This window comes from Paenibacillus sp. P13VS, assembly GCF_015143645.1.
In the GTDB taxonomy this organism is placed as follows: Bacteria; Bacillota; Bacilli; order Paenibacillales; family Paenibacillaceae; genus Paenibacillus; species Paenibacillus xylanilyticus_A.
Map to the genome: position 1 here is coordinate 1 of NZ_WYEV01000015.1, position 18,647 is coordinate 18,647.

The following is an 18,647-nucleotide window of genomic DNA, read 5'->3' on the forward strand; positions in this document are numbered from 1 at the left end:
TATAGCAGCATCGTTTGGTGGCGATGGCGGAGGGGTTCCACACGTACCCATCCCGAACACGACCGTTAAGCCCTCTAGCGCCGATGGTACTTGGACCGAAGGGTCCTGGGAGAGTAGGATGCTGCCAAGCAAAGAACCACTGCCGAAGATAATCGGTGGTGGTTTTTATTTTATATTCAAAGTAGGATTATTATAAGAATGACTATTAAATAAATACAAGAGAAGGCACTATTCTATTTGAATAGTGCCTTCTTTCTAATGGATTCGTAAGAACATATGTAGTTAGGATTAAATAGTTAAATTTATTCGTTTACAATTTTACTTAAGAGATGGATACACCTCGTGTCCCTCTATCACTTCTAATATGTTTAAGACCAGTTAGCAGCCTGAGGCTCTTTTTTCTTGCGGAGATTGAGCAATCGGGAACGTTTGATGTGTTCCTTTTTCTGATTCTCTAATAATTGTTTAACGCCTCTAATGAGAAGCCGATATCTTAATTCATCATCATGCCCAAGTTTATGCATTTCTTCGAAGTATGCCTTGTCCATTCGTTCGTGCACCATCCAATCAGGTTAATCATTTAACTTTACCATAGTGATCTCAACATATTCTGAACAAGTATGGGCTCGATGCAACAACGGACAGCAAAGGCCGTTTCGATATCCGAATATAGTTGGGGAAAGTGGGTTAAGCTCAAATTTGAATTTATTAATACGCTTTCTATGACTTCAACTGAATATGGATATGAAAGACCTGTCTAATCCATAGATTAGGCAGGTCTTTTAACTGTAAAGTTAGGATCTATTCAATAGTCAGACTCTCAATCCTCTCCGAAACAGTACGTTTCCTATAGTAAACGGCAATTGTCACGAGAACTAGCATCTCAGAGAGAGGCACAGCAAGCCAGACACCTGTTACGCCCCAGAGAGATGGAAGGATAGCAATTAGTGCAATCATGATGATCATCTCACGTGCAGCCGTGATCCAGATCGCCATTTTGGCATTCCCTATCGATTGGAAATAGGTGCTCATGACAAAGTTGATTCCCATAAACAGGTATGCAAAAGTAAATATTCTTAAACCATACACGGCATTGCTTGTGACACTCTCACTGAAGCTTCCGAAGATCTGAACGAAGTAAGGTGCTCCCCATTGTACAACAAGCAGCAGTATAACACCGCAAGCCAGAGCCGTTCTGGAGGCTGTGCGAATGGCTTGTTTTTCACGCGCTATCTGTTTGGCTCCATGATAGTAACTAACCAGAGGTTGGGCAGCAGAGGCCAGCCCCAGAAAAGCGAGCAAAACTACACCATGGATATAATTCAGTACCGTAAAGGATGCTACACCATCCGTACCTGCGATCCGGTCCAGTGAAATGTTGTGTGAGATGGAGAAGACAGACATGCCGAGTTCGGCAAGAAAGCTGGGAAAACCAATAAGAACAATGGTTCCGAACAGTTTGGTATTCCATTTGAACCGAGTGAAGACAAGGTTATTGGATTTTTTGAAAAAGTGAGACAACAGGACAAGCAGGGCTAGGGATGCCGAGACGATCGTACCGATGGCCACACCTTGCACGCCCCATTCGAGTACATATAGAGTTATATAATTAAGAACGATATTGGCAACGGCAAATGTGATCTGTGCGTACATGGAGGTATTGGGATCACCGTCGTTACGGACAAAGATCGTCAGGGCATTTTCAATGGTGAAGACAAACCCGAACAACAGCATGATGTTTATATAGTCAGCGGCATAGGGGAATGTCTCTGCATTGGCGCCCAAAGCGTAAACCAACTGGTCCTTTAACGTGAATGCGGTATATCCTATAGCCATCGTAATTAACAAAATAATCGTAATTGATTTCGTGAATATTTGTTTGGCCGTGGTCATATCCCTTTGACCCATATAGTTGGAATACAGGGTAGCTCCGCCCATGCCGATCCATAACGACATTGCTACGAAAAGGGTGTATACCGGTGAAGCAATACCAATTCCGGCGAGCGCAGTTGATCCAAGTTTGTGCCCAACCATGATGCCATCGATAATAAAATTAAAAGCAATGACCAGCATCCCAAGTATGGATGGCACAAGGTAGCTTACAAAAGCTTTTCCTACGGACTGCCTTTCGAGGGGATGCGTCCAGTTCGTGTTCATAATAACCTCCATTTAATAAACTGAATGTTCATTCTGTAATAAATAATACTGAACGTTCGTTCTGTATAATAACACGGGATGAATTTGCTTGGCAACTTTTCCTGAAAAACATCGTTTATGTAGTAGAGTTACTGTGGTCTTTATTAATAAAGAAGGGGGCTGTTGTATGAAGCAGAACAAATATGATGAGGCAGAGTTTTTCAGGAACTACAGTCAGATGGCTCGTTCTACTCAAGGGCTTGAAGCGGCAGGCGAGTGGTATAAACTGCGAACCATGCTACCTGAGTTAAAGGACAAAAATGTACTGGATCTGGGCTGTGGCTTTGGTTGGCACTGCCGGTACGCACGGGAGCAGCAGGCCAGATCAGTTATTGGCGTGGATCTATCTGAGAATATGCTGCAGCGTGCACGGGAAATGACGGATGATTCTCGGATTGAGTACAGGAAAATGGCCATTGAAGATATTGAATTTGCCCCTGAACAATTCGATGTGGTCATTAGCTCGCTTGCGCTGCACTACATTGAACAGTTGGACCAGGTGTTTGCTCAAATCCATGCTTGCCTTGTCGAGGGTGGTGCATTGGTATATTCAGTGGAACATCCGATCTTCACGGCTCGTGCTGCGCAGGATTGGCACTATGGGCCTCAAGGTGAGATTATGCATTGGCCTGTGGATGACTATCATCAGGAGGGAAAGCGTGGTACCAATTTTCTGAATCAGGACGTAGTTAAGTACCACCGGACATTGGCAACCCATCTGAATGAACTGATTCAGGCGGGATTTGTGATTCAGCAGGTGGCTGAGTCCAAACCTTCAACTGAGATGATGGATCAGATCCCGGGTATGCGAGACGAGAATCGCCGTCCCATGTTTCTCATGATCGCTGCTGTTAAAGCATGAGCTATCTGTAAAGCTGTTTAGAATGGTTAGTATTAGGCGGCATAGCCTGGATAGGGCTAAACCAGTAGGTTCAGGTCGTTGGAACCCTGCTGGTTTATTTTATTTAATTTTAAAAAAGGAAATGAGAAAATGATCGGATCGGGAACCAAACCGGAATGGATACAGTCTTATGAAGTGAGGTGAACATCCGTTGGAATATCAATTTCTGGCCCAGGCCCAGACGATCGACAATTACACACTCAGCTGCATGATGGATGACTATGGGAATGATGTGTGGAACTATGCTTACTTTTTGACCAGAAGTACAGAGCAGGCAGACGAAATATCACAGCAAGTATTTATTCGGGCATACTCCGGGATCAAACACTTTCGCGGGGAGTGCTCCCTGAAAACCTGGTTGCTCACCATTACCAGAAATACGACATTTACATACCGGAAATCGAGGTTTTTTCGCAGCAGTTTATGGGGGGAGACGCTTCCGATCGAATCGGAACAGGGACCTTCACATATTCGTGAGATGACGCCTGCACAATATGCCCATCCCTCAGCTGAAGCCGAGGTAATAAGTAGGGAGCATGTACATGAGATATGGGATATCGTTATGGCTCTGCCGGATAAGTTTCGTGAAATCTTATTGCTGCATCTGAAGTATGAGCTCACTATGAACGAAATTGCGGAAATGTTGAGAATCAGTACAGGTACAGTGAAATCGAGATTATCACGGGGCAAAGATAAAGTGCGGAAACAATGGGAGGAGAGAAATAGATGAGGTTCAAGGTTGAGGACTGGGAAAAGGAAATCCGCAAGGAGCCGTTTGCATCGTCTCCTTTTCAAGACCAGCACAAGCAGAATGTACTTCGCCAGGTGGAATGGATGAAATCGGGTGAGGAACATGTCTATGATGCTCCAGATTACAAACAGAAACAACATACTATGAAGCGGAACCGTCGCACTGTTCGTTCACGTCCCCGGAAAGTTGTTGTAGTGACAACAGTTGCGGTAGTAGCTGCAGCAGCTATCTTATGGAATGGACAGGTTCTGGAACCCATTGTAGAGAAAGTTTATCCTGTGTCTGCTCTGCAGCTCTCGGATGACCCTAGCATGAACCTGCTAACGAATAAAATGAAAAGAATCGTGGCTATCACCATGAGAGATTATCTTGGCAAACAATTGCTCATAACCAAAGTGAAGCACATGCCGATCTCCGGAAGAGTATATCTGGAGGCAGGAAGTGAACGAGATGGAGAGTATGCATTTATATGGCTGGATGCTGGAACAGGGGACCTACGTGAAGTGGAGATGAGGACAGAGATGGAAGGCAGCGAGCTTGAGCACCGGTTTCTGCGTCAAGTTCCGGGGCTTCTTAAAGGCATTAACAGTGATCCAACGTTGAAGCCGATCTCAGCCAGACGTTATGTGAAGATGAAGCAGGGTCAGGAGGAGCCTGTATGGTTCACCACATTATTTTTGGAAAATGAGAAGGGCAGTGGCAGCATTGAGTGGACACGAGATGAAGCAGTTTCGGTTTCTGGTACAGTGAGTACCGACACAGTGTCCAAAGATTTGGTAACTAATGCGAGAAGTACGATTGAGGCCTTGTCTGGTGAGCCAGCACCTGCTTTGAAAAGTGTAACATTTACTCAAAATGATAAACAGCTTGAGGAAACAACGTCCCTTTATTTTGGAGACCGCTATTTGGTAAGGAGTGTTGGTGGGAGATTTAGCAATGAATATACTGTAATGGATTTTCAAAGGGGGCTTCCAGATTTCGTCACCATAGAGGATCATGAGCAATATATTGAGAAATTACTTACCTTGGATGAAAAAATAATCAGGCAGAATGCAGCGCCCATAATCCAAAAAATGTTCGGTGTTGATCTTGATAAATATACCTTTGAGCGGGATACAAACAATGTTGGCATGGCAACATTCCGCTTGGAAGAGATGGACAATATGATTCAAATTCGTTATGAAGAAGATGCACGCATTACCATGATTACAATATCAGATCTTTAAGTTTAATCCGTATGGTACAATCCTAATAGCTGAGGAATTGAACATAAGGAGAGCATAATGAAATATTTGGTGAGTTCATGTCTGGCAGGAGTAGCTTGCCGTTACAACGGAACAGCGAGTCTGGATGAGAAGATTCAGGAGCTTGTAGCTCAAGAGCAGGCCATGATGGTCTGTCCGGAACTGCTCGGCGGATTCTCCACCCCGCGGGAACCGGCAGAGATTGTCGGAGGTACAGGCAAGGATGTGCTCGCAGGCACAGCACAGGTGATGGAGAGAGGTGGCAGGGACGTTACCGATCTGTATATTAAGGGAGCCTATCAAACGCTGGAATGGGCCAAAAAGCTCGACGTTACTTGCATTGTGTTGAAGGAATTCAGTCCTTCCTGCGGCACACAAGCCATCTATGATGGTCACTTCGCTAATCACAAGGTACAAGGTGAAGGCGTCACCTCCGCTCTGCTTCGGCAAGAAGGCTATGAAGTCATTTCGGAAATTGAATTCATGAAACAATTTTAAAGCATACAAGGTATGGAACAAGCGGCCCAGGAGAATAATCATACTCTCGAAGCGGCTTTTTCTCTTTGTAACGACACAATACTTACTTTTAAATACTGAGCAACAATAATGTGCGTACTTTTAATTTGTGGTTATAGATTCTAAACTAATACTTAAGCAAGTGAGAAAATAATGAAGACACCGAGAGTCAGCATACCATTCAATAATAAAAGAGAAGGACGTGGAGTTTCATGGAGCCTACAACACAAACAATAAAAAAGGAAGAAATTTTGAACGCGTATCATTTCCGGCATGCAACGAAGGTATTTGATGATTCACGCAAAATTACAGCGGAGGATTTCGAATTTATTCTCGAAACAGGAAGGTTATCCCCGAGTTCGATCGGATTCGAGCCATGGAAGTTTTTAATTGTGCAAAAACCGGAGCTCCGCCAGCGCTTGTCTGAAGTATCCTCTGGAGCGCAGAAGCAATTGGCAACGGCGAGCCATTTCGTGGTGATTCTGGCCCGAACAGATGCAAGTTATAATTCCCCTTATGCGGAGTACATGCTCAAAGAGATCAAGGGCATGCCGGATGATGTGTTCGAGTTAACAAGTGCTGCATACGGGAATTTTCAAAACAACCAGCGTCTGCTTGAGAACCCAAAAACGCTATTCGATTGGGCATCCAAACAGACTTATATTGCACTTGGCAATATGATGACCTCGGCAGCTCTTATTGGCATCGATTCTTGCCCGATTGAAGGCTTCAGCTACCAGGATGTGCATCGTATTCTCGAAGAAGAAGGTTTGCTGGAAGATGGAGCGTGGGACATTTCGATGATGGCGGCTTTCGGCTACCGTATAGAGGAACCCAAACGCGAGAAGTCTCGGCAGCCTCTGGACAAGATTACACAATGGATTGAGTAAATAAACCATCCGAAGTAAGCCTCGGTTATCTTCTGTAACATCAAGGAGGTAGCAGGGGCTGCTTTGATAAATGCCAACGCTTATACAAAACGTTATAGAAATGAAGCTTGCTTATATATAGATATCTATGTATAATGGGGACATGCCAAAATATAATGCAATTGCACTAATCGCAAGAATCAGGGATCATGTGAACAAACGCATTGTTCAGGAACTGGAACAGCATGACGTTACGGGGATTGTTCCATCCCATGGTGACATTTTGATGTTTTTGTATCGTGAAGATTCGCTGTCCATCAAGATGCTGGCTGAACGCGTCCATCGCACACAACCAACAGTTACCGTGCTGGTGAACAAGCTGGAGAAGCTGGGTTATGTGGAACGCAGCAAGAGTGCGGAAGACAGCCGTGTGACATTGATTCGCCTCACAGAGCGAGGACAGCAGCTGAAGCCCATTTTTGAACAGGTATCGGAAACGATTCAGGACATGGTCTATGGTGGAATGACAGATGAGCAAGCGGAACAGCTGGAAAGTCTGTTGATTGGAATTGTTCATAAGTTATAAAAAAAGAAAAAAATTTTTTTGAGTAAAAACATAGATATCTATGAATTGGTCTTTTAAGTATCAATTGCTCCACTATGTAGCAGCATAATATAACAATAACCTGGAGGTAATCGATTATGAAACATCTTATCGTATATGCACATCCCCACGCAGACAGCTTCAATCGCGCCATTCTAAACACAGCAGTAGAAGCACTTGAAGCCCAAGGTCATGAGGTTGTTGTTCGTGATCTGTATGCCCTGGAATTTCAGCCTGTATTGAGCGCAGCTGACACGACATCCATGCGGGCAGGACAGAATCCACAGGATATTACGACAGAGCAGAAGTTTATTACGGATGCCGATGCAATTACGTTTATCTACCCAATCTGGTGGACTGGGCTGCCGGCAATTTTGAAAGGGTACGTTGACCGGGTATTTGCATATGGTTTTGCTTATGCTTCAGGCGAAGCAGGAATCGAGAAGCTGTTAACAGGCAAAAAAGGACTGATCATCAATACACACGGAACACCTAGTGACATATATGACCAGATTGGCATGACTGCTGGCATGAAAATGACCTCCGATGTCGGAATCTTTGATTTCGTAGGCATTGAGTCCGTGGATCATTTATTCTTTGGCAGTATCGGATATCTGGATGATGCGGCTTATCAATCCATGCTGGAGCAAGTGAAGCAAACGGTAAGCACCAAATTCTAACGAATACTAATGCAACAATTGGCAGGTCGATTCGCACGATGAATCGACCTGTTTGGTTTGCAAAATACAAGAAAGGGGGTATAATCGTACCCATGGAACCTTTACTCATATTTAAAGCTTTGTCCAACGAGACACGCAGGCAGATACTGTCATGGCTCAAAGATCCGGAGCAGCATTTCTCACCTCTGGAATTGTCCCAGCATCCCGATGGAGGGAAGAGCGGGATCTGTGTCGGAACCATTCAGATGAAGGCTGGATTGGCTCAATCCGTCATATCCAGTTATTTGCTGACCATGCTCAAAGCTGGGCTGCTGCTCTCCGAGCGCAGGGGCCAGTGGACGTATTATCGCCGCAACGAAGAAACCATTCGTCAATTTGCCGAGTATGTACAGCACGAGTTATAAAGCCGGACGCCAGGACGGAAGCAAGAATGCAGCAGCAGGCGGGGATTCCGTCCGGATGTAAACGGCGAAGAACAAGGCTGTTACTCCTATTTTTATGTGTTTTTACATCTATATATCTGGATATACAAAAATATATCTCACCAAAGGAGAACTTCTCATAATGACTACTGATAACCAAGCTTCATCCCATAAACAACATATTAACGACGTTAAGCTGTCCATCCTGGATCTGGCTCCTGTCGTTGTTGGTGCTACACCTGCAGATGCGCTCCGCAACAGTCTGGATCTGGCACAGCATGCGGAGCGTTGGGGATACCATCGCTACTGGGTAGCTGAGCATCATAATATGCCCGGTATTGCTTCTTCCGCTACATCGGTAGTGATCGGATACCTGGCCAGTGGCACGAATACAATTCGTCTCGGTTCCGGTGGTATCATGCTGCCCAACCATGCACCACTCGTTATTGCCGAGCAATTCGGAACACTGGAATCCCTGTATCCGGGCCGTATCGATCTTGGACTGGGCCGTGCACCAGGTAGTGACCGCCGTACATCGCTTGCACTGCGCAAAGATCTGAACAGCGGAGAAGACTTCCCGGAATTGCTGGCTGAGCTTAGAGCGTACTTCGATGCATCAGCTACCTCCTATCATGCACCTGTTCGTGCGGTGCCGGGTGAAGGGTTGAACATCCCGATTTACCTGCTCGGTTCCAGTGATTTCAGTGCACGTTTGGCAGGGCGGCTTGGATTGCCGTTTGCTTTTGCCAGTCACTTCTCGCCCGATTATACTCGCATTGCCCTTGAAACATATCGAAGCAGCTTCCAGCCCTCCGACACACTGAAGGAGCCGCATGTTATTGTAGGTGTAAATGCAGTTGTTGCCGATACCGATGAAGAAGCAGCATGGCTTGGCACAACGATGCAGCAGCAGTTCCTGAACATCATCCGCGGGACGACAGGACTGGTACAACCACCAGCCGATATGGAAGGCAAATGGACCGACCGTGAGAGAGCAGGAGTGGAGCAGACGCTGAAAGCTGCCGTGAACGGCTCACCTGAGACGGTACGTGGACAGCTTGAATCCTTTATTGCCCAGACACAAGCGGATGAGCTTATTATTACATCCATGATTTATGACCATCAGGCACGTCTGCATTCTTATGAATTGATCGCACAATTGGCGGGTAAGGCATAACTTCAACCACACATGAACAAGGAAAGAATATTGAATTTTATAACGGGTCGCCCTCGCAAGAGGCGGTCCGTTTTTTGCTTATCAAGAACCCAAACCAATGAATAGATGAGGCAGTTTTGATTTTTTAGGGTAAAATGACATTACGGTCTATTTTGAAACGGTTAAAAGAGCCGTACGTATAAACCAAGAGCATTATACATATGTTGGCTTGTACAAGTTTCTTTATTCGCATGTGCATGAGGCATGCCGTATGAAAGCTTATTTTTTATCATGATCAGATACATAAGAGAGGAAGACATGCCCATGGAGCAACCCGAACAACCCCGCATTTGGCCGGATCGGTTTAAGCGGTTTTTTCTGAACAACAAGTTTGTCCTATTTCTGCTGATTCTGCTGCTGGTCGGATTAAACGTGATGGTGCTAACGAAGATATCCTTTGTTCTGCATCCAGTTGCGGTGCTAATCAAGACGATTGTACTGCCTATCATTCTGTCTGGTATCCTCTACTATCTGCTGAATCCGCTGGTGGATGTGATGGAAAAGTGGAAGATTAAGCGTGGATGGTCGATACTGATCCTATACCTCGCGATTGGCGGCATTTTGACGGTTGTGGTATTGGCAGTCATTCCAGTGCTTCGCAATCAGATTATGGGGCTTATCGCCAATTTCCCGATGTATAGTGAAAATGTCAGACAGCAGTTCGAGGAGCTTACCGGCAGTCAGCTGTTCAGTCAGGTCCAGGAAACGGTGAACATGAACTGGCAGGATTGGTGGGGAACAATCTCCGAGAAAGCAACAGAGATTCTGAATTCCACATGGAACAAACTCGGTGGTTTCCTTGGCGCTTTTACCGAAACGGTATTATCCATTGTAACGGTACCATTTATTCTGTTTTACCTGCTTAAGGACGGGAAGAAGCTTCCGGAGAAGATCCTGTCGTTTCTGCCGATCAAAAGCCGTACGGGTGCCATGGAGGTACTTCACGATATTAACCACCAGATCAGTTCGTTCATTCGCGGGCAAATTATCGTGAGCTTCTGTATCGGTATCCTGCTCTATATCGGTTATATGATCATTGGACTGGATTACGCATTGATTCTGGCCATTATCGCTTCCTTTACCAGCGTGGTGCCGTATCTGGGACCTGCGATTGCCATTACGCCTGCACTCATTGTGGCGCTGGTGACTTCTCCAGTGATGCTGCTGAAAATGGTGGCGGTATGGACGATTGTACAGCTGATTGAAGGGAAGTTTATCTCTCCGCAGATCATGGGCAAAACGCTCAAGATTCATCCGATCACAATTATCTTTGTCATTCTGACATCAGGCAATCTGTTCGGTGTGGTAGGCATTCTGCTGGCCGTTCCGGGTTATGCGGTGCTTAAGGTCTGTGTATCCCACATCTTCAATTGGTTCAAGAGCCGTTCCGGTCTGTATGATCCAAACAAAAACAATCTACTGTAGGGTTACTGCATGTGGAAAACGGTACCCTTAACGAAAGAGAACCCCTGTCATCGGCAGCAGCCGAAAGACGGGGGTTCTCTTTGTCTGAACAGGCTGGCTTACGCCTAGCCATGTTTAATATGCTGGAGCGTTTGCAGGAAGATTTGCTCAATATGCGTATCATCCAGAGAATAATACACCGTCTTGCCTTCCTTGCGGCGCTTGACGATCCGCATGTTGCGGAGTGAACGCAGCTGGTGTGAAATGGCCGACTGTCCCATATCAAGCAGCACCGTCAGATCATGTACACATAATTCCTTCTGCAACAGCGCATCAATAATACGTAGTCGGGTTGGGTCACTGAACGCCTTGAACCAATCCGCCATCTCGGAAGAAGTCTCCCGATCTATAAGGGAAGTGCGGATGGACTCTACGTCCGCTTCCGTACCCGAGCAGGCCGCATCACAATCCGCTGGCGCTTTAACCGGTTGTTCCATTTCCTATCACCGCCTATGCTAACAACTATACGCCTATTATATCCAAAAAACGTCTAAAGCGAAATGATTACTATTAGCATATTCTGTCTGTAAAATCAACATCGATCGTTGACACTCCAGTTTAGGCGTGCATATAATAGAGTTAATCAAACATATGAATGATTGCTCATATATTAACTTCAATTAAAATGTTCATGCTGCTTCGAACTGCAAAGGGGAGAATTCACATGGGAACCGGTCAGGAACAGGTGAAACGGGAACTGCTGCTGGATGGATTGGATTGTGCCAATTGTGCGCTGAAGATTGAGAATGGTGTCAAAAAAATTAAAGGTATTACGGATTGCTCCGTTAATTTCGTAACCAAAACCCTGCTGGTGCATACAACTTCCGATATGGATGAGCACGTTATGGAAGAAGCGAAGCGCAAGGTCCTGCGGCTTGAGCCGCACATTCGCATCTCGGAAAAAGGGAGACCCCCGCTCGGCAATCAGACTTCTGCCGGGCTGGGAAATCCATTAGACGGCCAACTGCACACACATACAGAAACTGCTGCGGAAGGCCAACCTCACGATCATGCAGGTCATTCTCATGACCATGATCATCATGAAGGGGCGCATCACCATAGCCATGGTCACGGTGCTCATCATCATGCACATGATCATCACAGTCATGCCGGGCATGACCACGGTCATTCACATGATCATGATGCGCATGCCGGGCATTCGCACGAGCATGGTGCAGGACAGACGAAGGTGCTGCTTGCCCGGCTTGCTGCCGGCTCTGCCCTACTTGCTGCGGCCATCTGGTCCCCACTGGACGGATGGGCACAGCTCGCTCTCTATATCGTTGCTTATCTGATTGCAGGAGGAGATATCGTTCTCCAGGCGTGCAAAAACATCATTCGTGGTCAGGTATTCGACGAGTACTTCCTGATGTCGGTTGCAACGATTGGTGCTTTTGCCATTGGGGAGTATCCTGAAGGGGTAGCGGTTATGCTCTTCTATCAGCTTGGGGAGCTGTTTCAGGGAATGGCGGTTAACCGCTCTCGCAAGTCGATTCAGTCGCTTATGGACATTCGCCCGGACTATGCCAATATTCTGATCGGTTCTGGTGATGAGACCAAGCGTGTCTCTCCGGAAGATGTGCGCATCGGTAATCGTATCGTTGTCCGTGCGGGTGAGAAGGTTCCGCTGGATGGAATAGTGAAGGCTGGACATTCCATGGTGGACACGTCCGCTCTTACAGGAGAATCCGTACCTCGGGAACTGGAGCCCGGAAGTGATGTACTCAGTGGTTTTGTGAATAAGAACGGTATGCTGACGATTGAAGTGACCAAAACCTTCGGAGAATCGACGGTATCCAGGATTCTGGATCTGGTGCAGAACGTCAGCAGCCGCAAAGCAAAGACGGAACACTTCATCAGTAAATTTGCCCGTTATTACACCCCGGTCGTCGTTATTCTTGCAGCGCTGATTGCGTTCGTACCACCGCTCGTGCTTAGTGACGCAGCATTTGCCGAATGGATCTATCGTGCACTGGTCTTTCTGGTCATCTCCTGTCCATGCGCACTGGTGGTTTCCATTCCACTCGGATTCTTCGGCGGGATTGGGGCGGCATCCCGTAACGGGATTCTGGTGAAAGGCAGCAATTACCTTGAAGCATTGAATGATGTGAAAGTGGTTGTTTTTGATAAAACGGGTACACTAACCAAAGGTGTATTCAACGTAACGGCTATTTGTCCGGAAGGTGGACGTACAGAAGGTGAACTGATGGAACTCGCAGCGATCGCGGAGGCCCAATCGAATCACCCCATCGCCGAATCCATTCGCTCAGCCTGGGCCAAAGATATCCGTACACAAGGTGTTGAAGGATATGATGAGGTTGCCGGACATGGGATCAGAGTCCGTGTGGATGGCCGTGAAGTGCTGGCAGGTAACGCGAAACTGATGGAACAGGCAGGTATTACTTATACCAAGCCAGAGACGGTAGGAACAGTGGTACACGTTGCTGAAGCAGGCGCTTATGCCGGGCATCTGATCATTGCGGATGAAGTGAAGGATGATGCTGCGGTAGCGATACAGGCACTGAAGACACTAGGCATCCGCAAAACGGTCATGCTCACAGGCGATGCCAAAGCTGTTGGTGATGCCGTAGGAAAGCAGCTGGGAGTCGATGAGGTATACGCTGAGCTTTTGCCGCAGCACAAAGTTGAACGGCTGGAAGAACTTGAAGCGGGCAAGTCTCCGAAGGAGAAAATGGTGTTTGTCGGGGATGGCATCAACGATACACCTGTGCTGGCTCGTGCTGATGTAGGTGTAGCCATGGGAGGACTCGGGTCTGATGCTGCCATCGAAGCCGCAGATGTGGTCATCATGACGGATGAACCATCCCGATTGGCAAGCGCCATCCGCATTGCGAAGCGGACACGAATGATTGTCTGGCAAAATATCGGTTTCGCTTTGGGCGTTAAAGTGATCTTCCTGCTGCTGGGAGTGTTCGGCATAGCCACGATGTGGGAAGCCGTTTTCTCCGATGTGGGTGTCACGGTTCTGGCCGTTCTGAACGCCATGCGGGTGCTGCGCGTGAAGAACATATAAGTTTTCGAAACGAACGACGCGGCTCTTCGTATATACGTAGAGCCGTGTTTTTTTTTTTATGGCTGCAGGCATGTTAAGAGGTACGTTTGAAGAGAAGGGGAGAACAATTTGGCAGGAGCAATTGTAGGGTTAATATGCGGAGTGTGCTATTTCGTGCTGGGGATAATGCTGTTCAAAAAACCGCCGAAAAAGATTAATGGCATATATGGTTATCGTACCCCGCGCGCCATGAGTGATCCCGAATTATGGGACGAAGCTCAGCGTTACAGCGCAAACCTGATGATGCAGTTTGGGGTCATTATTACGGTGTTTGGTATTCTTGGATTCTGGTTTACTGATGTACAGGCACTCGTACTCAGTCTGTTTGCAGTTGCATTCTATACGTTCAGACTGTTTACAAAAGTAGAAGGGCGCTTAAAGGAAGTGCAGCATGCTCAGAAGCGGAAGCAAAGCGAGCAAGGTGCATCATAGAATCGTAGTTGGATGTAAATAAGAAGGAGCAGAAGATCCGCGAAAGCGGGTCTTTTTGTGTACATGGAGGTTCATGGCGTTGCTACAATTAAAATCTAACGTTGACGTTAACGTTATAATTATATATAATTATGTACATAACATTATAGACATATAAAAGTGAGGTGAAGGAAATGAGCTTGTATAAGATCGACGACGTAGCCAAGGAATGTGGTTTGACGAAGCGTACCATCCGGTATTACGAAGAGATTGGTGTCATGCCTTCACCTCAGCGGACGGACGGTGGCACGCGGTTGTATACGAGAGAGGATATCGACTATTTGAAAAAGGTCGTCCGTGCCAAGGAAGTGCTTGGCTTCTCTCTACAGGAACTGCATACGTATATCGCAATGGCTGATGTGCTGAATGAGCAGCGATTTGATTACCAGCAGACAACCGAAGTGAAGGATCGGATTGAAAAACTCACGAGCATGGATGAAACGCTGGGTGGTCAACTACAGTTAATTGAACAGAAACTGCAGAGTATTCATGCCGTACAGGCAGAGCTGGAGGAATTGCGAGAACGGGTGCAGAACGGGATTCAGCGATTACAGAAGAATGAAATTACGGAACATCCGGAAGACGGATAAGCAAGAGAGTGATCTATAATTCCATAAAAACGAAATCGTGCAAGCACCGGGAATCCGGTGTCGTTTTGTGCCGTTTTGTTTCATTTTCTTTTGAAAATGATATGAAATTTTCATGTATTACAATCAGATTCCAATTCATAACCAGGAGGTATCATGTATGAAAAGAGAACCATCATTACCTGACGAACTGCCGTCATCACACGGAGGATTACTGTCCCAACCACGGGCGGTATGGGCTGTGGCCTTCGCGTGTATCATTTCCTTTATGGGCCTGGGATTGGTTGACCCCATCCTGCCTGCCATTGCAGATCAGCTGCATGCATCCAAAAGCCAGGTTTCCCTACTCTTCACAAGTTATAACGCCGTAACGGGGATTGCCATGCTGATTACTGGCGTTGTTTCCAGCCGCATCGGAGTCAAATGGACGCTGCTTAGCGGGATTTTGCTAATTGTCATCTTCTCTGCTCTGGGCGGAACTTCAGATACGGTTGGTGCCCTGGTAGGTTACCGGGGAGGCTGGGGGCTAGGTAATGCCTTGTTTATCGCTACAGCGTTATCTGCCATTGTTGGTCTGTCCACTTCGGGGACAGCCAAAGCGATTATTTTGTACGAAGCCGCCCTGGGTCTTGGGATTGCCGTAGGTCCACTGCTTGGTGGTGAGCTTGGTTCCATCTCATGGCGTGGTCCATTCTTCGGCGTTGCCGTCCTGATGATGATTGCCTTTATCAGCATTACGTTTATGCTGCCCAAAATGGCCAAGCCGAAAACACGCAGTTCCTTGTCCGATCCGTTCAAGGCGCTGGGGTATTCATCCCTGAAAACACTGGCAATTACTGCCTTTCTGTATAACTTTGGTTTCTTTACGTTGATGGCTTACTCACCTTATGTCATGAATCTGGATGAGCACGGACTTGGTTATGTGTTCTTCGGCTGGGGCCTCATGCTTGCGATAACGTCTGTATTCGTGGCACCAAGACTGCAGCGTCGATTCGGCTCCGTTCCTTCCATGAGTGTGATGCTGACCCTGTTTGCGATTGACCTCATTGTTATGGCCGTAGGTACAGTAATGGGATCGTCCACAACGGTCATTGTTGCTGTTATCGTTGCCGGGATCTTCCTTGGTATCAACAACACATTGATTACGACGGCTGTTATGGAGGCTGCTCCGGTTGAACGTTCGGTTGCTTCGGCAGCTTACAGCTTCGTACGTTTCCTTGGCGGTGCGCTGGCACCTTGGCTTGCAGGTAAATTGTCGGAATGGTTCCTGCCGGAAACACCGTTTTATTTTGGCGCATTGATGGTATTGGTTGGTGTCGTGGTTCTGCTTGCACGCCGTAGACATCTGCGTGATATCGATGCAGCAATTACACATTAATGGATGGGGGAATTGAAATGCTGGAACGAATCGTAGTGGCTGTTGATGGGTCGGATCATGGGCATAAGGCATTAGAAACAGCTGTTGACTTGGCTGAAAGTTTGAAGCATCCCGCCAGATTGATTATCGTGCATGTGAATCCTTCCGTATCATTGAATGAACCAGCTCTGGGAGTAGACCTCGAAGCACGAATTGCGGAAGAAGGACAGCATATTATTGCACCGGTAGAACAGCTGTTGTCCGGACGTTCTATCCCTTATGAGACACTGCTGATTGCCGGGGACCCGGTAAACGAGATCTGCCGGGTGTCGCAAGAGAGAGAGTGCAGCCTCATTGTAATGGGTACGGGCGGCAAAAGCGTGCTGGCCGAAATTGTCGTTGGCAGTGTCAGCCACGGTGTATTGAAACATGCAGAATGCCCGGTCTTAACGGTGAAATAGGACTCTGCCATAATTAAGGTTGGGTTGAAGATTCTGCTGTGGTGTATAAATAGATAAAGGATAACTGCGATCACAAGGTTGTTCTGTCATGGACTTGACCCACTATAACTATTTAGGTCAGACCTGCAGCATTGATGGATTGGAGGATTCAATAATGAAAAAACAACATCTCTTTATCGGCGGTAAACCCACGGAATCCGTAGAATATAAAGCACTTCAGGCACCGTATTCCGGAGAAACATTGGCGGAAGTGTCTACCGCTTCAGCGGAGGAGGCAGAAGCAGCCATAACAGCTGCCGTTAAGGCGGGCAAGGAGATGCGCAGCATGCCTGCTCACCGGCGTGCAGACATCCTGTACAAGCTCTCCGCCCTGCTGGAAGAGCGGAAGGAAGAGGCAGCACGAGTGATTGCGCTGGAAGCAGCCAAACCAATCACGGCTGCGCTTGCGGAAGTGGATCGTACGGTAGAAACGTACCGTTTTGCCGCAGAAGAAGCGAAGCGGCTCACAGGGGAGACCGTTCCTCTGGATGCAGCCAAGGGCGGTGAAGGGCGTATCGGATATACCATGCGACAGCCTCTGGGTGTCATCGGGGCAATTACGCCGTTTAATTTTCCGATGAATTTGGTGGCACACAAGGTTGGACCTGCACTTGCAGCAGGTAATACCATTGTTCTGAAACCGGCTGAGCAGACACCGTTGTCTGCATACTATATTGCGAACCTGCTTCAGGAAGCCGGGTTGCCGGATGGTGCATTAAACGTGGTAAGCGGGGAAGGCAAAACGATTGGTGATGTGCTCGTATCCGATCCGCGCATAGCCCATATTACATTTACGGGCAGCCCAGCGGTAGGTACAAGCATTCGGAGTCAAGCGGGATTGAAACGGGTGACGCTGGAACTTGGATCAAATGCAGCTGTCATTGTGGATCAGGATGCGGATCTGGACAAAGTCGTGCCAAGATGTGTGACAGGTGCTTTTACGTATCAGGGTCAGGTATGCATTTCATTGCAGCGCATTTATGTACACAGTGCTATCGCAGACGAATTCATACGCCGCTTCGCGGAAGCCGCGAAGCAAGTCGTGACAGGAGATCCGCTGAACCCGGATACGGTTGTTTCGGCACTCATTACAGCCAAAGACGTCCAGCGGACACTGGAATGGATCGAAGAGGCAAAACAGGCAGGAGCTACGGTCGCCGCAGGAGGAGAGGCCGAAGGAGGCGTGCTGCGTCCAACCGTACTCGTTAACGTGCCGCGTGATGCCAAGGTGTCGTGCCAGGAAGTCTTTGCACCGATTGTTGTTATTAACACGATGAATTCGGTCCAAGAAGGCATTGATCACGTGAATGATTCCATCTATGGGCTTCAGGCGGGTATTTTTACGAACAATATCCATACTGCACTGCATGCAGCTGATCATATCGAGGCTGGAGGGGTCATGATTAACGACATTCCTACGTTCCGGGTGGATCACATGCCATACGGTGGTGTGAAGCAGAGCGGTATGGGACGTGAAGGTGTCAAATACGCCGTTGAAGAAATGACAGAACTCAAATTTGTCATGTTCAATAAAAATTAAGGATGCTTGCAAACAGGTTGTTTTGCCCTGTCTAACATGAAGTAATAATAAGGTCCTGCACCCAATGTAGTTGGTGCAGGACTTTTTCTTATATCAATCCATAGGAAATCGTGAAAACACTTTCGATTTCCCTTCTGACCCCCGGTTCACATCCCATCAGGCGGGTATAAATATTTTACATACCGCAAAACAATCGATTAATTGTTGTTCCAATCTTGTACCTAACGTAATCAACATAAAAAGCAGTATGAATAAG

Annotated in this window: 18 protein-coding genes and 1 rRNA gene; 17 read left to right on the plus strand and 2 right to left on the minus strand. The window is 47.1% G+C overall.

Going from position 1 to position 18,647, the window contains the following annotated elements; all coding sequences use genetic code 11:
- The first annotated feature begins 13 nt into the window (after window positions 1-13).
- Window positions 14-130, plus strand: a 5S ribosomal RNA gene (gene rrf, locus GUA98_RS25705).
- Window positions 131-801: 671 nt separating this feature from the next.
- Here the strand turns inward: rrf and GUA98_RS25710 are convergent.
- The gene (locus GUA98_RS25710) at window positions 802-2,157 is read right to left on the minus strand and encodes an MATE family efflux transporter (protein WP_193724831.1); all 1,356 of its coding nucleotides are present in this window, start codon (window positions 2,155-2,157) and stop codon (window positions 802-804) included.
- 166 nt (window positions 2,158-2,323) lie between these two features.
- Between GUA98_RS25710 and GUA98_RS25715 the strand changes: the two genes are divergently transcribed.
- From GUA98_RS25715 to GUA98_RS25760, 10 genes are all read left to right on the plus strand, one after another.
- On the plus strand, window positions 2,324-3,058 hold the full coding sequence (locus tag GUA98_RS25715) for a class I SAM-dependent methyltransferase (RefSeq protein WP_193724832.1): 735 nt from the start codon (window positions 2,324-2,326) through the stop codon (window positions 3,056-3,058).
- 190 nt (window positions 3,059-3,248) lie between these two features.
- Complete coding sequence (locus tag GUA98_RS25720) at window positions 3,249-3,827, plus strand: RNA polymerase sigma factor (protein WP_193724833.1); 579 nt, start codon at window positions 3,249-3,251, stop codon at window positions 3,825-3,827.
- On the plus strand, window positions 3,824-5,074 hold the full coding sequence (locus GUA98_RS25725) for a hypothetical protein (RefSeq protein ID WP_193724834.1): 1,251 nt from the start codon (window positions 3,824-3,826) through the stop codon (window positions 5,072-5,074). The genes GUA98_RS25720 and GUA98_RS25725 overlap by 4 nt, the downstream gene beginning before the upstream one ends.
- Before the next feature lie 57 nt (window positions 5,075-5,131).
- A complete protein-coding gene (locus GUA98_RS25730) occupies window positions 5,132-5,590 on the plus strand; it encodes a DUF523 domain-containing protein (RefSeq protein ID WP_193724835.1) in 459 nt (152 codons plus the stop codon).
- 230 nt (window positions 5,591-5,820) lie between these two features.
- The gene (locus GUA98_RS25735; protein ID WP_153976794.1) at window positions 5,821-6,498 is read left to right on the plus strand and encodes an NAD(P)H-dependent oxidoreductase; all 678 of its coding nucleotides are present in this window, start codon (window positions 5,821-5,823) and stop codon (window positions 6,496-6,498) included.
- Between the two features lie 142 nt (window positions 6,499-6,640).
- Window positions 6,641-7,063 carry a MarR family winged helix-turn-helix transcriptional regulator gene (locus tag GUA98_RS25740; protein WP_153976795.1) on the plus strand — a complete coding sequence of 141 codons (423 nt, stop codon included), beginning with the start codon at window positions 6,641-6,643 and terminating at the stop codon, window positions 7,061-7,063.
- A 116-nt stretch (window positions 7,064-7,179) separates the two neighbouring features.
- The gene (locus GUA98_RS25745; protein WP_193724836.1) at window positions 7,180-7,761 is read left to right on the plus strand and encodes an NAD(P)H-dependent oxidoreductase; all 582 of its coding nucleotides are present in this window, start codon (window positions 7,180-7,182) and stop codon (window positions 7,759-7,761) included.
- A 92-nt stretch (window positions 7,762-7,853) separates the two neighbouring features.
- On the plus strand, window positions 7,854-8,165 hold the full coding sequence (locus tag GUA98_RS25750; protein WP_127540805.1) for an ArsR/SmtB family transcription factor: 312 nt from the start codon (window positions 7,854-7,856) through the stop codon (window positions 8,163-8,165).
- 160 nt (window positions 8,166-8,325) lie between these two features.
- Window positions 8,326-9,360: an LLM class flavin-dependent oxidoreductase gene (locus GUA98_RS25755; RefSeq protein WP_153976798.1), complete on the plus strand. Its 1,035-nt coding sequence runs from the start codon at window positions 8,326-8,328 to the stop codon at window positions 9,358-9,360.
- A 303-nt stretch (window positions 9,361-9,663) separates the two neighbouring features.
- Entirely contained in the window at window positions 9,664-10,824 is a 1,161-nt protein-coding gene (locus GUA98_RS25760) for an AI-2E family transporter (protein ID WP_095362084.1), read from the plus strand.
- Window positions 10,825-10,928: 104 nt separating this feature from the next.
- Here GUA98_RS25760 and GUA98_RS25765 read toward each other — a convergent pair whose 3' ends face one another.
- Window positions 10,929-11,300 (minus strand): ArsR/SmtB family transcription factor, encoded by a 372-nt coding sequence (locus tag GUA98_RS25765; RefSeq protein ID WP_095362085.1) that lies wholly within the window; start codon window positions 11,298-11,300, stop codon window positions 10,929-10,931.
- A gap of 227 nt (window positions 11,301-11,527) precedes the next feature.
- Here GUA98_RS25765 and GUA98_RS25770 point away from each other — a divergent pair, with 227 nt between their 5' ends.
- From GUA98_RS25770 to GUA98_RS25795, 6 genes are all read left to right on the plus strand, one after another.
- The gene (locus tag GUA98_RS25770; RefSeq protein WP_193724837.1) at window positions 11,528-13,897 is read left to right on the plus strand and encodes a heavy metal translocating P-type ATPase; all 2,370 of its coding nucleotides are present in this window, start codon (window positions 11,528-11,530) and stop codon (window positions 13,895-13,897) included.
- Window positions 13,898-14,005: 108 nt separating this feature from the next.
- Window positions 14,006-14,368, plus strand: coding sequence for an SdpI family protein (locus GUA98_RS25775; protein ID WP_153976801.1), 363 nt, complete (start codon window positions 14,006-14,008; stop codon window positions 14,366-14,368).
- 173 nt (window positions 14,369-14,541) lie between these two features.
- Entirely contained in the window at window positions 14,542-14,997 is a 456-nt protein-coding gene (locus tag GUA98_RS25780) for a MerR family transcriptional regulator (protein ID WP_153976802.1), read from the plus strand.
- Window positions 14,998-15,154: 157 nt separating this feature from the next.
- Entirely contained in the window at window positions 15,155-16,372 is a 1,218-nt protein-coding gene (locus GUA98_RS25785; protein WP_193724838.1) for an MFS transporter, read from the plus strand.
- 17 nt (window positions 16,373-16,389) lie between these two features.
- Window positions 16,390-16,812 (plus strand): universal stress protein, encoded by a 423-nt coding sequence (locus GUA98_RS25790; protein WP_193724839.1) that lies wholly within the window; start codon window positions 16,390-16,392, stop codon window positions 16,810-16,812.
- 154 nt (window positions 16,813-16,966) lie between these two features.
- Window positions 16,967-18,391, plus strand: a complete 1,425-nt coding sequence (locus GUA98_RS25795) for an aldehyde dehydrogenase family protein (protein WP_193724840.1) — start codon at window positions 16,967-16,969, stop codon at window positions 18,389-18,391.
- Window positions 18,392-18,647: the final 256 nt, after the last annotated feature.

Excerpts from the sequence above, each read along its gene's own strand:
- GUA98_RS25765 (WP_095362085.1), bottom strand. The coding sequence starts at position 11,300 with ATGGAACAACCGGTTAAAGCGCCAGCGGATTGTGATGCGGCCTGCTCG.
- GUA98_RS25755 (WP_153976798.1), top strand. The coding sequence starts at position 8,326 with ATGACTACTGATAACCAAGCTTCATCCCATAAACAACATATTAACGAC.
- GUA98_RS25795 (WP_193724840.1), top strand. The coding sequence starts at position 16,967 with ATGAAAAAACAACATCTCTTTATCGGCGGTAAACCCACGGAATCCGTA.
- GUA98_RS25730 (WP_193724835.1), top strand. The coding sequence starts at position 5,132 with ATGAAATATTTGGTGAGTTCATGTCTGGCAGGAGTAGCTTGCCGTTAC.
- GUA98_RS25740 (WP_153976795.1), top strand. The coding sequence starts at position 6,641 with ATGCCAAAATATAATGCAATTGCACTAATCGCAAGAATCAGGGATCAT.
- GUA98_RS25710 (WP_193724831.1), bottom strand. The coding sequence starts at position 2,157 with ATGAACACGAACTGGACGCATCCCCTCGAAAGGCAGTCCGTAGGAAAA.
- GUA98_RS25790 (WP_193724839.1), top strand. The coding sequence starts at position 16,390 with ATGCTGGAACGAATCGTAGTGGCTGTTGATGGGTCGGATCATGGGCAT.
- GUA98_RS25770 (WP_193724837.1), top strand. The coding sequence starts at position 11,528 with ATGGGAACCGGTCAGGAACAGGTGAAACGGGAACTGCTGCTGGATGGA.
- GUA98_RS25750 (WP_127540805.1), top strand. The coding sequence starts at position 7,854 with ATGGAACCTTTACTCATATTTAAAGCTTTGTCCAACGAGACACGCAGG.
- GUA98_RS25735 (WP_153976794.1), top strand. The coding sequence starts at position 5,821 with ATGGAGCCTACAACACAAACAATAAAAAAGGAAGAAATTTTGAACGCG.
- GUA98_RS25715 (WP_193724832.1), top strand. The coding sequence starts at position 2,324 with ATGAAGCAGAACAAATATGATGAGGCAGAGTTTTTCAGGAACTACAGT.
- GUA98_RS25760 (WP_095362084.1), top strand. The coding sequence starts at position 9,664 with ATGGAGCAACCCGAACAACCCCGCATTTGGCCGGATCGGTTTAAGCGG.
- GUA98_RS25785 (WP_193724838.1), top strand. The coding sequence starts at position 15,155 with ATGAAAAGAGAACCATCATTACCTGACGAACTGCCGTCATCACACGGA.
- GUA98_RS25780 (WP_153976802.1), top strand. The coding sequence starts at position 14,542 with ATGAGCTTGTATAAGATCGACGACGTAGCCAAGGAATGTGGTTTGACG.
- GUA98_RS25725 (WP_193724834.1), top strand. The coding sequence starts at position 3,824 with ATGAGGTTCAAGGTTGAGGACTGGGAAAAGGAAATCCGCAAGGAGCCG.
- GUA98_RS25745 (WP_193724836.1), top strand. The coding sequence starts at position 7,180 with ATGAAACATCTTATCGTATATGCACATCCCCACGCAGACAGCTTCAAT.